The 15,203-nt window shown below is 58.8% G+C and carries 15 protein-coding genes and 1 tRNA gene; 13 read left to right on the top strand and 3 right to left on the bottom strand.

Features of this window, described 5'->3' with window-relative positions; genetic code table 11:
• Window positions 1-46: 46 nt before the first annotated feature.
• The 10 genes from D7241_RS18270 (at window position 47) to D7241_RS18225 (ending at window position 8,469) form a co-directional block, all read left to right on the top strand.
• The gene (locus tag D7241_RS18270) at window positions 47-1,330 is read left to right on the top strand and encodes an acyltransferase family protein (RefSeq protein ID WP_408102714.1); all 1,284 of its coding nucleotides are present in this window, start codon (window positions 47-49) and stop codon (window positions 1,328-1,330) included.
• Window positions 1,331-1,724: 394 nt separating this feature from the next.
• On the top strand, window positions 1,725-2,645 hold the full coding sequence (locus D7241_RS18265) for a hypothetical protein (protein WP_408102713.1): 921 nt from the start codon (window positions 1,725-1,727) through the stop codon (window positions 2,643-2,645).
• Window positions 2,642-3,091: a phage holin family protein gene (locus tag D7241_RS18260; RefSeq protein ID WP_408102712.1), complete on the top strand. Its 450-nt coding sequence runs from the start codon at window positions 2,642-2,644 to the stop codon at window positions 3,089-3,091. Before D7241_RS18265 ends, D7241_RS18260 begins: the two co-directional genes overlap by 4 nt.
• A complete protein-coding gene (locus D7241_RS18255; RefSeq protein ID WP_408102711.1) occupies window positions 3,088-3,897 on the top strand; it encodes a DUF3618 domain-containing protein in 810 nt (269 codons plus the stop codon). The genes D7241_RS18260 and D7241_RS18255 overlap by 4 nt, the downstream gene beginning before the upstream one ends.
• 98 nt (window positions 3,898-3,995) lie before the next feature.
• Window positions 3,996-4,071 (top strand) — tRNA-Thr (locus D7241_RS18250).
• A 160-nt stretch (window positions 4,072-4,231) separates the two neighbouring features.
• Window positions 4,232-5,107, top strand: a complete 876-nt coding sequence (locus tag D7241_RS18245) for a YihY/virulence factor BrkB family protein (protein WP_408102710.1) — start codon at window positions 4,232-4,234, stop codon at window positions 5,105-5,107.
• A 195-nt stretch (window positions 5,108-5,302) separates the two neighbouring features.
• Window positions 5,303-6,418, top strand: a complete 1,116-nt coding sequence (locus D7241_RS18240; protein WP_408102709.1) for a glycosyltransferase family 4 protein — start codon at window positions 5,303-5,305, stop codon at window positions 6,416-6,418.
• The gene (locus D7241_RS18235; protein ID WP_408102708.1) at window positions 6,411-7,175 is read left to right on the top strand and encodes a DUF2334 domain-containing protein; all 765 of its coding nucleotides are present in this window, start codon (window positions 6,411-6,413) and stop codon (window positions 7,173-7,175) included. The genes D7241_RS18240 and D7241_RS18235 overlap by 8 nt, the downstream gene beginning before the upstream one ends.
• Window positions 7,172-8,164 (top strand): YbhN family protein, encoded by a 993-nt coding sequence (locus tag D7241_RS18230; RefSeq protein ID WP_408102707.1) that lies wholly within the window; start codon window positions 7,172-7,174, stop codon window positions 8,162-8,164. Before D7241_RS18235 ends, D7241_RS18230 begins: the two co-directional genes overlap by 4 nt.
• A gap of 113 nt (window positions 8,165-8,277) precedes the next feature.
• Window positions 8,278-8,469, top strand: a complete 192-nt coding sequence (locus D7241_RS18225) for a CsbD family protein (protein ID WP_408102706.1) — start codon at window positions 8,278-8,280, stop codon at window positions 8,467-8,469.
• A gap of 57 nt (window positions 8,470-8,526) precedes the next feature.
• Here D7241_RS18225 and fdxA read toward each other — a convergent pair whose 3' ends face one another.
• Together fdxA and mutS are read right to left on the bottom strand one after the other, a co-directional pair.
• Window positions 8,527-8,850 carry a ferredoxin FdxA gene (gene fdxA / locus D7241_RS18220; RefSeq protein WP_255979234.1) on the bottom strand — a complete coding sequence of 108 codons (324 nt, stop codon included), beginning with the start codon at window positions 8,848-8,850 and terminating at the stop codon, window positions 8,527-8,529.
• 132 nt (window positions 8,851-8,982) lie between these two features.
• Window positions 8,983-11,562, bottom strand: coding sequence for a DNA mismatch repair protein MutS (mutS, locus tag D7241_RS18215; protein ID WP_408102705.1), 2,580 nt, complete (start codon window positions 11,560-11,562; stop codon window positions 8,983-8,985).
• 195 nt (window positions 11,563-11,757) lie between these two features.
• Between mutS and D7241_RS18210 the strand changes: the two genes are divergently transcribed.
• The 3 genes from D7241_RS18210 to recX all read left to right on the top strand — a co-directional run bounded on the left by D7241_RS18210 (window position 11,758) and on the right by recX (window position 13,853).
• The gene (locus D7241_RS18210; RefSeq protein ID WP_408102704.1) at window positions 11,758-12,255 is read left to right on the top strand and encodes a CinA family protein; all 498 of its coding nucleotides are present in this window, start codon (window positions 11,758-11,760) and stop codon (window positions 12,253-12,255) included.
• Window positions 12,256-12,339: 84 nt separating this feature from the next.
• The gene (gene recA / locus D7241_RS18205; protein ID WP_408102703.1) at window positions 12,340-13,383 is read left to right on the top strand and encodes a recombinase RecA; all 1,044 of its coding nucleotides are present in this window, start codon (window positions 12,340-12,342) and stop codon (window positions 13,381-13,383) included.
• Window positions 13,384-13,388: 5 nt separating this feature from the next.
• Complete coding sequence (recX, locus tag D7241_RS18200; protein ID WP_408102702.1) at window positions 13,389-13,853, top strand: recombination regulator RecX; 465 nt, start codon at window positions 13,389-13,391, stop codon at window positions 13,851-13,853.
• A 52-nt stretch (window positions 13,854-13,905) separates the two neighbouring features.
• Here the strand turns inward: recX and D7241_RS18195 are convergent, their stop codons facing one another.
• Complete coding sequence (locus tag D7241_RS18195) at window positions 13,906-14,997, bottom strand: TIGR00730 family Rossman fold protein (protein WP_408102701.1); 1,092 nt, start codon at window positions 14,995-14,997, stop codon at window positions 13,906-13,908.
• Between the last annotated feature and the right edge of the window lie 206 nt (window positions 14,998-15,203).

Below are 15,203 nucleotides of genomic sequence, written 5' to 3'. Positions count from 1 at the left end.
TGCGTGGAACCTCTAATGACCAACGCATAATTGACAGGGGAGTCTGATGGAGCGACAGAAGTTTTTCGGATTGGAGTGGTATCGATTCGGCTTGGCAATGTATTTATTGGTTTATCACACTTTGCCTTTTTACCCGGCCTACGCCGATATGCCGTTGATCAGGCCTTTTGTCGAACTGGGCTTTTTCTCAACTACCGCATTCTTCGCACTGTCCGGATTCCTGCTAACACATGTTTATCTCGCCAACGATCGGATGCGTGAGCCGTCACGCTCTTTTCTTTACAAGCGTTTCGCCAATCTATATCCGATTCATATCTTCACGATGGTGTTTGCTATAAGCCTAGTGGCGGTAACCAGTCTCGTTGATAGCAATACCAGTCTGGCCACGGCTTATCGGGTAAATGATCTCTTGGAGAGGTTCGACCCCGAGCGGCTCGAATATCCGATGTCCACCGTGGAAGTCTGGGTTAATGGATTTCTGAACATTACATTATTGCAAGCCTGGAATCCGCTATTCGTTACCTATAATGGCCCGGCGTGGTCCATCTCTGCGCTTATGTTTTTCTACCTGACCTTTCCAGTGCTTGGGCCGATGCTTGTCAAAGCCAAATACAAGTGGCTGGTTTTACTCGGGCTGATCATGCTGGCGGCGGCCCCGGCGTTGTATGTGATCGCTACTTCCAGCTACTTTAAAGATATTCCGATGGGTTTATTGCATCGCATGCCGCCGTTGCAGCTGCCGACCTTTCTGGCGGGTGTGGTGGCCTATTCATTATTCAAGCAGTATCGGCAGAACGGCGTAGTGTTCGGTCCTGGTTTAAAGGTCGGACTAATTGTCCTGATCGCTTTGGCAATCGCTGCTTCTGCGTATTTGAATCTGTATGGCGGTATCTTCTGGTTTCCGCTCCTTCGCAACGGTGCCTTGCTTCCCGTTGCGCTGATGCTTCTCATCGTCTGTTCAGGTCAATGGAGGCCGAAAAGCCAATTCTGGCTGAGACTAGGTGAACGTCTCGGCGCTGCTTCGTTGTCTATTTTTGCGTTGCACTTACCGTTATTCATTCTTTTTCGCCGCTTTGAAATGCTCACGGCAATCGACTTCCAGCTATGCCTCACCGATGCGTCGGCATGCGTGGCAGCAGCAAAAGATTATGAAATCAAATTGATCTATTACCCCGTTCTGGTTGGGTTGACTGTGTGGCTGAGCGTCCTATTCCAGGAGCGGATAGTGACGCCGACGAAGAATTGGCTTCTGTCCAGGCGTGGGCAGAAACCCGTAGTCATTGCCGCGCAGCATAGCTCGCCCCGGGACGGGAGATGCACTCACCCGTGATTCCCGTTCGGGTTACAGTTCGTCGGCTCTTGGTGCAGTAGCTCGGTCAGCGATTCAAGCGATTTTTCCTATCTTCTATATAAGCGAAGCGGCTTCTAAATGGGCGATGTTCTGCTTGTTAGCGCTGAGGTATCGCTGAAAGGCAAGGAATACGCGGCTTGGCACGCTAACTGGGCAGAGGGCCAGTAATTCTGCGGATTTGATATGCATTCTTAAAGTCTTTGTCGTAGTTGCCCTTGCTGCTGTGGAGCTAAACAAACTCGACGGAACTCAGAAAAGACCGCCCGGTCACCTTATATGTGCGCACCGAAATTACGCAGTTCGCGGCTCACCGCAGTTGCTGTGTTCCTACGGACCGTGGTCTTCCGGCCAAGCCATATAAAAGGTGAATCAAATGACTACACCCGACGAAGAAATTACTGGTTACGGTGGCCTACCCAAGACCGACCCCGGCACCACCAATACCGCCAGTTCGATGAATGCTACACCTAGTTCTAGCACCAGCCAGTCCTCGAGCACCGGCACCAGCCAGAATGCCTCGGGCTCTGTTGGGCACGCCACTGAAGACGTCAAGGCCAAAGCCAGACAGGCAGCGGATCAGGTGAAGACTCAGGGCAAGAGCCAGCTCGAGGGGTATCGAGAAACGGCTGCCGACGAGATCGAGAAAGTCGCTCAGAGCGCCAAAGCCGCCGCTCAGGAACTGGAAGGTCAGGATCGTCTGGGCTTGTCCAATTACGTTTCCGACATGGCCCAGAACATGGTTCAGTTCTCCGACAGCCTACGCGGCAAAAGCGTGGATGAGTTGTTGCAGGACGTGAATCGACTAGCGCGAAACAATCCGGCCCTGTTCATCACCGGCAGCATCGCTCTAGGCTTCGGGCTGACTCGCTTTGCCCGTGCGTCCGGCAAGCGCGCCACGCGGGACGAATATGGCCATCGCGACAACTCCACTTCGTTTTCATCGTCGGGCAGTCAGTATGGCTCGTCTCACGATGACAATTTCTCCGATCAGAGTGAACTCAATGATCGCTTGAGCACCGGCGAGCCTGGAACCATTGGCAGTATCAGCAATGCAGGCGTCTCCTCGGCAACCAGCACGTCCCGATCGACTACCGGTGCGGGTACTGGTGTTGGAACCGGCATTGGTACTGGTTCGGTGACTGGACCGGGCACTGGTCCGGGTTCGAGCGGGACCGGTTCAGGCGCTGGGGCCAACACTAGCAACGGTCTGGGCATAGGCACCCATTCGACATCCGGTGTTGGCTCTAATACCGGCCGCGACGGCAAAGGTACTGACGGAGGGCTTTTCCCATGAGCGAAGCACGCAAAACGACAACAACCACGACCACGACGACCGCACCGGAGCCTGGATTTCGCGCGGAAAACGACACCTCTGTAGGTGGTTTGCTAAGGCAACTGACACACGAAGTGCCTTCCTTGATTACCAAGGAGCTGGCGCTGGCAAAAGCCGAGCTGAGCGAGTCCCTTCGCGCCACCAAGGCGGGTGCGGGTAGCGTCGCGACGGGCGGTGCGGTACTGCTCGGCGGGTTCATCATTTTGCTGATGTCCGCCGTGTATGGCCTTAGCAACGTCATGGCGCCCTGGCTCGCCGCGCTGATCGTCGGTGCCGTAGTGGTGGTAATCGGCTTGATCATGGTGTCCGCCGGCAAGAAGAAATTCCAGGCGTCGTCATTCAAGCCTGAGCGCACCATCCATTCGGTCAACAAGGATAAAGAAGCCGTCAGGGGGCACACATCATGAGCACACGTAATCAGATCGATGCCGAAGCGCAAAAGGATCCAGAAGAACTGGAGCGCGAGATCGACCAGCAGCGGGCTGAAATCGGCAATATCGTTCATGCGCTGGAGAACAAATTGTCTCCCGGTGAGCTCATCGACACAGCCCTGGGCTACGTGAAGGGCGGCGGTGGAGAGTTCTTCGCCAATCTGAGCAATACGGTCAAAGCCAATCCCGTGCCTACCGTCCTGACTTCGATAGGGTTGATTTGGATGATGGCCGGGCAAAACCGTCAGCCTCATGCAAGCGTGACCACTGGCAGCTATACCGGGACTTCCACCGGACCCTCGATGGGCGAAAAACTGTCAGCCAAAACGGCCGGTTTGAAGCAACAAGGCGCTGACATGAAGAACAAGGCCAGTCAGATGTCCCATAGCGTTTCGGAGTCTCTCGGCAACGCCCGTACGCGTGCCAGCGACTCCAGGCGGCAGGCGTCCGAACGGTTGCGTGGCGGTGCTGACCGGGCTCGCGGTGGTTTCAATCACCTGCTGCAGGAGCAACCGCTGGCACTTGGCGCCATCGGTATCGCGCTAGGTGCTTTGCTCGCTGCTGCTGTGCCGCCAACGCGGCGTGAGGACGAAATGCTGGGCGAGGCCAGCGATCGCATGACCGACCAACTTCGGCACAAGGCGGAGGAGGGCTACCAGAAGGTCTCCGCCAAGGGAGAAGAGATCGCGACTCAGATCAAGCAGGATGTTGGCAACAACCACGCCGATCGCTCTCCCTCCAACGCGGCGAGCACGACCGGCTCTACTTCCGCCGGGGTGTGACATTGCGAAACGCCGTGTCGGCTCTGGCCGACGACGGTATCTATTTCGCCGGTGCGGCTTGAGTCCGCACCGGCGAATTCGATAACGCGCCGCTCGACGCCGGTGTAGCTCAGTAGGTAGAGCAGCGCATTCGTAATGCGAAGGTCGGGGGTTCGACTCCTCTCACCGGCACCAATGAAATCAAGCTCTTCAGCGATAAAAGTCTTACGTCGCTTCCCTTTTGATGCGGCCATAAGCGAAACATTTCTTCTGGCCAGACATACAACCCGAACTCTTGCATATCCCGGCCGTCCCATTTTTGAGGTTTCGGTTTTTATCGTTCGGGGGAGACGCAATGGCATTGCTGAATACGCGCGGCATCAGCAGTTTCGAGCTGCTGAAACGCACCATCAAGGATTTCAGCAAGGACGACATGACTACCTACGCGTCGGCGTTGGCCTATCGAGCGATCTTCTCGCTGTTTCCCTTTCTGTTGTTTCTGATCGCCCTGTTGGGAATGCTGGATCTGCAGGAGTTTTTCACCTGGCTGCGTGAGCAGGTATCGCTGGTACTGCCGCCGGATGCGCTGGACTTGGTGAACCCGGTGATCGACCAGATGCAGGGCCAGAAGAGCGGCCTTCTGTCATTCGGTATCCTGTTGGCGCTTTGGTCCGCGTCGATCGGCATCCGCTCGCTGATGAATGCGATGAACAAGGCCTACGATGTCGAAGAAGGACGCCCAGCCTGGAAGTTGATGCTGTTGTCGGTGGTCTACACCATCGGCCTGGCGCTGATATTGCTGGCTGCGGCAGCGCTGATGATCATCGGCCCGCAGGTGATGGAATGGCTCGCGGAACAGGTGGGCCTGAAAGAGATTGTGGTCACGCTCTGGACCTGGCTGCGCTGGCCCGTGATCGTGATTCTGATGATGCTGGTGGTGGCCGTTCTCTATTACGTCATGCCAGACGTCGAACAGGAGTTCCGCTTCATTACTCCCGGGTCGGTGCTGGCGGTGGTCGTCTGGATTGCCGCGTCGGTGGCGTTCGGCCTCTATGTGCAGAATTTCGGTAACTACGATGCCACCTACGGCAGCATCGGGGCGGTTATCGTCCTGTTGTTGTACTTCTACATATCGGCGGCGGTGCTGCTGTTCGGCGCGGAATTAAACGCTGTCATCGAGCATGCCTCGGTTGAGGGCAAAGACCGGGGCGATAAACGCGTCGAAGGATGAGGCTTTCGGGCGGGTTCGCTGTCGGATAGGTCGCCGACGCCTGCGAACAACCGTCTAGGGCGGAGGTCCATTGATTTCATTGCAGAATCGTTCAGGGGTGGTTTGGCTTCGGCTCGGTAGGATCTGGCTGATTCAACCGTCGCTGGCGTCTGTCTCTGGAGGTTCTGCATCGAGACCTCACGGAGACGCTCCATCTTGCATATCGCCGACATGACCATGTTCTACGCACCCGCCAGTGGCGGCGTGCGTACCTACCTCGAGGCCAAACACCGCCGTCTACAGCTGTATTCGGGGGTGCGCCACAGCATCCTGGTACCGGGAGACAGCTACAGCCATAACGCCGGCGTTTACCAGATACCCGCGCCGGCTTTGCCTTTCGGCAAGGGCTACCGCTTCCCGGTGCGGCGAGCGCCTTGGCGAAATCAACTGCGTGCCCTGCATCCCGACGTGATCGAAGTCGGGGATCCCTATATGACTGCTTGGGCGGCGCTGGATGCCGGGCGGCGCCTCGACGTTCCGGTAATTGGGTTCTACCACTCAGATCTGCCGCTACTGGTGAGCAACCGCATCGGTGGCTGGCTGGGCACCAACATGAATGGATACGTCTCGCGGCTGTACGGCAGTTTCGATCGTGTGCTGGCGCCCAGTCGGGTGATGGCCGAGAAACTGCTGGAACTGGGCGTCAGCAACGTTTATGTGCAGCCGCTGGGTGTCGATCTGGAGATCTTCCGCCCTGATCGGCGCGACCCGAAGATACGCCGCGAACTGGGACTGGATGACGATACCCGGCTGATGATCTTTGCGGGCCGAGGTTCGAGAGAGAAGAACATCGAGGTGCTGCTGGAAACCGCGCGATTGCTTGGCAAGTCGTATCACCTGCTGCTGGTGGGATCGAGCATGCCGCACCGCGTTCCGGATAACGTTTCGGTGATCGATCGCTTCTGCCCCGCGACCGACGTGGCGGGCTATATGGCCAGCAGTGACGTGCTGTTGCACGCTGGTAATCAGGAAACCTTCGGCCTGGTCGCTCTGGAGGCCATGGCCAGCGGCATTCCGGTAGTTGCCACGCGAGCCGGCGCGCTGCCCGAACTGGTGCCGTTCCATACCGGCCGTCTGTGCCGCCCGTTGGACGCCCGGGCGATGGCTCAAACCGTGCGCGAACTGTTCGAGGACGACTCCCGGCTGCTCGGCGCCCAGGCGCGTCAGCATGTCGAGGCACACCACGCCTGGGACGCGGTGGTCGCGGGGCTGCTCGCGCATTATCACGCCGTGCTGGGTACAGCCGATCTGCCGGTCGCCATGCATGGCTGAGCGCAGCCTGATGCTGGTGCTGCATGATGTGGCACCGGAAACCTGGCCGGACTATCAACATTTCGTCGAAGCGGTCGACGCTCTTGGCCATGTGCCGATTTGCTGGTTGGTGGTGCCGAATTTTCATCGGCGTAATCGACTCGAGGAGCATCCCGAGTTCTGCCGTTTGCTCGATAGTCGACTGGCGCGCGGCGACGAACTGGTGTTGCACGGCTGCAATCATGCTGACGAGGCGCCAGCGCCGCGCTCGCCGCGGGACTGGTTCATGCGTCGTGTGTTCACCCACGAAGGCGAGTTCTATCCGCTGGACCAGGCCGAATCCGCTCGGCGTTTGCAACAGGGCATCGAGCTGTTCGCACGACAGCAATGGCCACTGCACGGGTTCGTGGCGCCGGCCTGGCTGCTGGGGCCGGGCGCGCGGTGTGCGCTGGCGACGACCGGACTGACCTATACCAGCGATCCCCGGCACCTTTTCCTACTTCCCGATTACACCGCCATAGACGCACCTGGGCTGGTGTGGAGCGCCCGCAGTGCCTGGCGCCGCGGCATGTCGCGACTGGTCAGCGAACAGATGCTCAATCGTCATCGGCAGGCGCCAGTGCTGCGCCTGGGTCTGCATCCTGTGGATATGCGTCATGGATTTTCGCGCCGCTATTGGCTGAATCTGCTGATCCGGCTGCTGGAAGAAGGGCGACAACCGGTGACCAAGATCGACTGGCTGAATCGCCATGTGCTGGCTCCGAGCGCGGCAGCATGAGCCGCCGTTGGTGGTTGCTGCTCGGCGCGTTGCTGGCGGCCGCCCTGATCCCACTGCTGTTGGGCGGCAGCGGCCTGTTCGAGCGGCTGGTGCGTTTTCCGCCGTGGTTGCTGCTGACCATGCTCGGCATGATCATGCTTGGCTGGTACCTCAACGCGCTGCGCCTGCGCTTGCTGATCGGCAGAAGACGCTTGGGACAGCGTCGCGCGCTGGGCATCGTCATCTCCACCGAGTTCGCCATTTGTGCCACGCCTGGCGGTGCCGGCGGGCCGTTGACGATGATGGCGCTGCTGTTGCGTCAAGGTGTGGCGCCCGCTAAAGGCACTGCGACCTTTGCCGTCGAACAGCTGACCGATCTGCTGTTTTTCGCCTGTGCGCTGGTCGGCGTACTGATCTACGCGGTGACTCACTCGCTCAACACCTATATCGCCAGTCTGCTGGGTTTCAGTGCGGCGCTGCTAATCGGTCTTATGGTCGTGTTGGCGCTGCTTGGGCGCTTCCACCGGCAGGTGTTTCTGCTCAACGGCTGGCTGATCGGTCGGCTGGGAATGAAAGCGCCTCGCAAGCGCTATTGGGCGCGCAAGGTGCTGAGCTTCCGCAATGCATTGCTAGAGTGTTTTCGGCTGCCGCGGGCGATATTGCTCGGTGTCTTCATCCTGACGACGCTGCACTGGCTGCTGCGTTACAGCGTGCTCTATCTCACCCTGCAAGGACTGGGCAGCCAACTCGCCTGGGCCTGGACGTTCATCGTCCAGTTGCTGGCATTGACGGCGGGGCAGCTGAGCTTATTGCCAGGTGGTGCTGGCAGCGCCGAGCTGGCATCGGCCGCTTTGCTCACGCCGTTGGTGGGCACGTCGACCGCGGCGGCCGCGATTCTGATCTGGCGCTTCGTGACGTATTACTTTTACCTGATCGCTGGCGCGCCGTTGTTTCTGCATCTGGCTGGGCGCCCGCTATTCAACCGTCTGGTAAGAGCACGAAACGGCTGAGCTGGCGGGGCGCTCTGGAATAAGGCTGCAAGGTACCGTTCCTCGGAAAAGCGAAACTATCCGCCGACGCGCTCTGTCCACTGAACGTAACCAACAGACAGAGAGGAATAGCCATGAGCAGTACCGGAGACAAGATGAAGGGCAACCTCAATGAAGCCGCTGGCAAGGCCAAACAGGGTCTCGGTGAGGCTACCGACAACGAACGCATGAAAAGCGAAGGTCAGCGTCAAGAAATCAAAGGCGACGCGCAGCAGGTGAAAGGCGAAGCCAAGGACACTTTGAAGAAAAGTGTTGATCGCGCCTGATCCATTGCTTCAACAAAAATGCCCGCATCTCGCGGGCATTTTTTATTCCGGCAGCGCTTAGCGCTCCAGATATTGCAGCTTGTCCTTCACGCCGTCCCATTCTTCGGCATCCGGCAGCGATTCTTTCTTCTCAGTGATGTTCGGCCAGACGTCCGCCAGGTCCGCGTTCAGTTGGATATATTCCTGCTGTTCATCGGGCACTTCATCTTCCGAGAAAATCGCCTGGGCCGGGCATTCCGGCTCGCAGAGTGCGCAATCGATGCACTCGTCAGGGTGAATGACCAGAAAGTTCGGGCCTTCATAGAAGCAGTCCACCGGACAGACTTCCACACAGTCGGTGTATTTGCACTTGATGCAGTTGTCGGTGACGACGAAGGTCATTTCTAGCTATCTCCTCAGGCGTGTCAGGTGGCGTTGCATGACGCTCCCCGTTCGGCAGGGCTATAGCGGCACCAGGCAAATGCCGCATATATCCAAAAAATGCGCGCGATTCTAGCAGCTTTTTTGTAACCGTCAGACTCGTGTTTTCAGGTTGTATAGCAGGTCCAGCGCCTGACGCGGGGTCATGTCATCGGGATTTACTCTTCCCAATTCCTCGATCACGGGGTGCGGCAGGCTGGCGAACAGGTCGTTCTGCAAGGGTGGTGCGGGCTGGCCGGCGGTTATCTTCGGTGTTTCGTGAGGCAGGCTAGTCGTTTCCAGCCGCGACAGATGGTCGCGCGCACGCTGGATTACATCGGCCGGTACGCCTGCCAGCTGTGCTACCGCCAGGCCGTAACTCTGGCTGGCGGGCCCCGGCAGCACGTGGTGGAGGAACACGATGCGTTCGTTGTGCTCGGTGGCGGACAGATGCACGTTGGCAACTACCGATTCGCTTTCCGGCAGCACTGTCAATTCGAAGTAATGGGTGGCAAAAAGCGTGAAGGCGCGCAGTCCGGCCAGGTGCTCGGCGGCGGCCCAGGCCAGCGACAGGCCATCGAAGGTACTCGTGCCGCGACCGACTTCATCCATCAGTACCAGGCTGCGGTCGCTGGCGTTGTGCAGAATGTTGGCGGTCTCGCTCATTTCCACCATAAAGGTCGAGCGGCCGCCGGCCAGATCGTCGGAAGAGCCAATTCGGGTGAAGATGCGGTCCACCAGCGACAGCTCGCAGGCCTTCGCCGGTACGAAACTACCAATCTGCGCGAGGAGTACGATCAGAGCGGTCTGACGCATGTAGGTGGACTTACCGCCCATGTTCGGTCCGGTGATCACCAGCATGCGCGTGTCGTCGTCCAGGCTCAGGTCATTGGCGACGAAGGGCGTCTGCAACACCTGCTCGACCACCGGATGACGGCCCTGCTCGATTTGCATGCAGGGATGATCGACAAAGCGTGGGCGATTGAGATCGAGAGTCAGGGCGCGTTCGGCCAGATTGCTCAGCACGTCGAGCTCGGCTAGCGCCGCAGCGCTTTCCTGCAGCGGGGCGAGATGACCGATCAGCAGCTCCAGCAATTGCTCGTAGAGTTGCTTTTCGCGTGCCAAGGCTCGGCTCTTGGCCGATAGCGACTTGTCTTCGAATTCCTTGAGCTCCGGCGTGATGAAGCGCTCGGCGCCTTTGAGGGTTTGCCTGCGGATGTAATCGGCCGGTGCCGATTCGGCCTGCTTGCTTGGCAGCTCGATAAAGTAGCCGTGCACACGGTTGTAGCCGACCTTGAGGTTGGCCAGGCCGGTGCGGGCCTTCTCGCGGGTTTCCAGATCCATCAGGTACTGACCGGCGTTTTCGGACAGCGACTGCAGCTCGTCCAGCTCGGCGTCGTAGCCCGTTTTCAGCACGCCGCCGTCGCGTATGACCGCGGGCGGGTTGTCGATGATGGCTTTGGCCAGTAGCTCGGCCAGTTCCGGATAGGTGCGGATGCTCGCGGCCAGCTCGGTGAGATGTGGGGCGACCAACTCGCGCATGCCTTCTTGCAGTTGCGGCAGGGCGGCGAGCGCATCACGCAGGCGCGCCAGATCGCGTGGGCGAGCGTTGCGTAACCCGATCCGCGCGAGGATACGTTCGAGGTCGCCGATTTCCTTGAGCTGCGGTTGAATTTGCTCGAAACGGTAATGCTCAAGCAGACAGGTAATCGAATCCTGGCGCGCTTCGAGCATGCTGCGGTCACGCAACGGGCGGTTCAGCCAGCGGCTGAGCAGACGGCTACCCATAGCAGTCTGGCAGCGATCGACTACCGACTGCAGCGTATTTTCACGCCCACCGCCAAGGTTGATGTCTAGCTCCAGGTTGCGACGAGTCGCGCCGTCGAGTATCACCGTGTCGTCCAGGCGCTCATGGCGCAGGCTGCGCAGGTGGTGCAGGGCGGTACGCTGGGTTTCCTTGGCATAGGTCAGGAGGCAACCGGCTGCGCCGATGGCAAGCGTCAGTTTCTCGCAGCCGAAACCTTTCAGGTCTTGGGTTCCGAATTGCTGGCAGAGGCCCTTGAACGCGCTGTCGCGGTCGAAATCCCAAGGCGCACGGCGCCTCACGCCACGGCGTTTCTCGACCGGCAGGCCAGCGGGCCAATCGTCTGGAATCATCAGTTCAGCGGGATTCAAACGTTCGACTTCGGCCAGCAGAGTTTCCCAACCGCCGAATTCCTGCACGCTGAAGCGACCGCTGGTGATGTCCAGTACGGAAAGCCCAAACAATCTTTCATCGCCCACAACGGCGGCGAGCAAATTGTCGCGATGCTCGTCCAGCAGGGCTTCGTCGCTAACCGTGCCGGGAGTGATGATGCGCACCACTTGGCGCTCCACCGGTCCCTTGCTGGTCGCCGGGTCGCCGATTTGCTCGCAGATCACCACCGACTCGCCGAGTTTCACCAGCCGTCCGAGGTAGCCTTCAGCAGAGTGGAACGGAATCCCGGCCATGGGAATCGCCTGGCCACCGGATTGCCCACGAGCGGTGAGGGTAATGTCCAGCAGTTTGGCGGCCTTTTTGGCGTCGTCGTAGAACAACTCGTAGAAGTCGCCCATGCGATAAAACATCAATTGATCTAGATGCTCACGCTTGAGCCGCCAGTATTGCTGCATCATCGGCGTATGTTTGGACAGATCTTGAGAGTCTTTGGGCATGGGCGCTGGCATGGTTCTGCGTTTGAAGAGAAGCCGCCGTGCATCGCAAGGCGGGCGAGAAAAAAAGGAGCGCAAGGTTAACATGCAGCTGAGCCTGATCGCAGGAGCCAGGACGCCTACGCGACAGCAAACGACGTTGGCGCAGTAGCTGACCCGTGCAGACTGCCGAGCCACATATCAAAAAAGGAAATGCCTGTGGATATAACTGAGCTGAGCGCCGAATTAGGGCGAAGATTGCAACACCTGAATGCGCAAGTCACCACGGCGGAATCATGCACTGGGGGTGGTATCGCCGAGGCCATCACCCGCACAGCTGGTAGCTCGGTTTGGTTCGAGGCAGGTTTCGTTACCTATTCCAATGTGCAGAAGACTCGTCAGCTGGGCGTACCGCAAGAGCTGTTCGGCTGGGTCGGGGCAGTTAGCCGGGAAGTGGTCGAGGCTATGGCGCGGGGCGCGCTACTTATCAGCGGGGCGCGCTTCGCGGTAGCCGTCAGTGGGGTCGCTGGGCCTGGCGGCGGTTCAGCGGAAAAGCCGGTTGGCACCGTCTGGCTGGCGTGGGCGGACGAAGGGGAAGTCTTCGCCCAACGTTTTCAATTCGTTGGTGATCGACAGGCAGTGCGCGAGCGGAGCGTGGAGGCCGCGCTTGTAGGCTTGATCCGACTCGCGACTGGAGAAAATCCGCTTCAGGGCTAGGCGCATTATTTTGCCTATGCTCTAATACTGTCTACTTATACAGTTGTCGTGGCCTCTGGCCCTCTTGATCAAGTGAGGATTGTAATGGACGAGAACAAGAAGCGCGCCTTGGCTGCTGCCTTGGGCCAGATCGAAAAGCAATTCGGTAAAGGCGCGGTCATGCGAATGGGCGATCACGATCGTCAGGCGATTCCATCCATTTCCACCGGCTCGCTGGGCCTGGATATCGCGTTGGGTATCGGCGGCCTGCCAAAGGGCCGGATCGTCGAAATCTACGGTCCTGAGTCTTCGGGCAAGACCACCATGACGCTGTCGGTGATTGCCGAAGCTCAGAAGATGGGCGCCACCTGCGCTTTCGTCGATGCCGAACATGCGCTCGACCCCGACTATGCCGGCAAGCTTGGCGTTAACGTTGACGATCTGCTGGTTTCTCAGCCGGACACTGGTGAACAGGCATTGGAAATCACCGACATGCTGGTGCGTTCCAATGCGGTTGACGTGATCATCGTCGACTCCGTGGCTGCTCTGGTGCCAAAAGCCGAAATCGAAGGCGAAATGGGGGATACCCATGTCGGTTTGCAGGCTCGTCTGATGTCTCAGGCATTGCGCAAGATCACCGGTAACATCAAGAACGCCAACTGTCTGGTCATCTTCATCAACCAGATCCGTATGAAGATCGGCGTGATGTTCGGTAGTCCGGAAACCACCACGGGTGGTAACGCGCTGAAGTTCTACGCTTCGGTCCGTCTCGACATTCGCCGTACCGGCGCGGTTAAGGAGGGCGACGAAGTAGTCGGCAGCGAAACCCGTGTCAAGGTCGTCAAGAACAAGGTGGCGCCGCCGTTCCGTCAAGCCGAGTTCCAGATCCTTTACGGCAAGGGCATCTACCGCAACGGCGAGGTTATCGACCTCGGCGTGCAGCAGGGGTTGGTCGAGAAGTCGGGTGCCTGGTACGCCTACAAGGGCAATAAAATCGGTCAGGGCAAGGCCAACGCCGCTAAGTTTCTCGAAGAGAACCCGGAAATCGGCCGCGAGATCGAGCAGCAGATCCGTGACAAGCTGCTGGTGGTTTCGTCGAACACTAAAGCCAATCCGGCAGCTGCAGACCTGGCCGAAGCTGATTTCTAAACTACATGCCGGTCGTGCTTGATAGCCCCGCCGCAGTGCGGCGGGCTGCAATGGATCTTCTGGCCCGTCGTGAGCATGGGCGCATCGAATTGAGTCGCAAATTGCGCTTACGCGGTGCGCCAGCCGAACTCATCGAGCCGGCACTGGATCGTCTTGCCGAAGAAGGTCTCCTCAGCGAAACACGCTATCTGGAAAGCTTCGTTCGCATGCGTGCGAATGCGGGTTACGGCCCCTTGCGCATACGAGAGGAGCTGGCGCAGCGTGGCTTGGTTCGTGAAGATATCGAGCAGGCGCTGCGTGACAGCGGCTTCGATTGGGGCGAACAGCTGCGTGCAGTCTGGATGCGCAAATTTTCTGGAGAAGTGCCGGGTGACCAGCGGGAGCGGGCCAGGCAGGGACGATTTCTCAGCTATCGTGGTTATCCGCTGGATATGATTGGACGTCTCCTACGGGGCAGCTCGCTCGATTAGCTTAGGCGCAGTAGCATTGCTGCTCCGGCCCATTGGGGTGCTCTAACCACCCTTAGTCTTCGGCTCCCAGCGGCTCAGCCCAGTTCTCTTTCGCATTGATGAAGTCGGTCAGTTCGCGTAGTCGACCATGGTCGCGGCCGTTGAACACGAAGCTCAGCCGCGGTAGCCGCTGCAGCTCCGGCTCGTCCAGTTCTAGCTCGCAGCATGCCTGTTGCTCGAAGCGACCTTTCAGACATAGATCGGCGAATTCGTTATTCATGAAGCGCAGGGCAGCATCGTTTAGCACATGGTTGATGCGCATGACGAATAAGCCCTTCAACCAGCGGCTCGAATGGAAGTTATTGTAGAAATTATCGATCTCTGCAGCTGCGTCTTCGGCGTTATCCACCAGGCGCATCAGGCGCATGTCGGTGGGCAGAATGTAGCGATTGCCTTCCAGTTGACGGCGCATGAAGCTCAACGCGTCCTTCCAGAAGGAACCACCGGGCTCGTCCAGCAGCACGATCGGTACCAGCGGACTCTTACCGGTCTGCACCAGCGTCAGGACTTCCAATGTTTCGTCCAGCGTGCCGAAACCGCCCGGGCACAGCACCAGCGCATCGGCTTCCTTTATGAAGAACAGCTTACGCACGAAGAAGAAGTGGAACGACAGTAGATGGTCGGTACCGTCTACCGTCGGGTTGGCATGCTGCTCGAAAGGCAGGGTGATGTTCAGTCCGATGCTGTTGTCCGTACCGGCGCCCTCATGCGCGGCGGCCATAATGCCGCCCCCGGCTCCGGTAATGACCATGAGGTCATAGCGCGCCAGCGTTTCGCCGAGCTCGCGCGCCAACGCATACAGAGGGTGCTCTATGGGTGTACGCGCCGAGCCGAAGACGGTGACCTTGCGACGGCGCTTGAATTGATCAAGTCGGCTGAAGGCGTGTTCCATCTCGCGCATGGTCTGCAGCAAAATCTTGGCGTCCCAGCGGCTCCGATCCGCTTGTGCCATGCGCATGACGGTTATCAGCATTTCCCGGTAGAGCGGCAGGTTCTGGCTGGTTGTGGAGGCGACTTGGGCGAGTAGCTCATCTATCTTTTTCGACAGGTCCGCGCCGCTGGTCTTGAAGTGTCGCGATAGGTAATCGTCCGGTTCGAAAGGCATACAACGTCCCCCCCTGTGTTGGAACCGGCGGCGCTTGCGGCGTCGCCCTGCGCAGATCCTTGCTCCTTGCACGGTTTGTTGCAGCTAGTACACCTACTCCAAGGAATTTGAAGAATCGAGAGGTTCCGGCAGTGTCGGCGCGGCCCGGTTGCCCTGATCTAACAGTAGCCCATCGCGTTGGTGCGATGCATGACGCTGCGCTGGTC

This window comes from Stutzerimonas sp. VN223-3 (assembly GCF_045999685.1).
Taxonomy (GTDB): Bacteria; Pseudomonadota; Gammaproteobacteria; order Pseudomonadales; family Pseudomonadaceae; genus Stutzerimonas; species Stutzerimonas stutzeri_AR.
The sequence above is the reverse complement of the archived record's forward strand: the minus strand, read 5'-3'. Positions and strand labels throughout refer to the sequence as shown.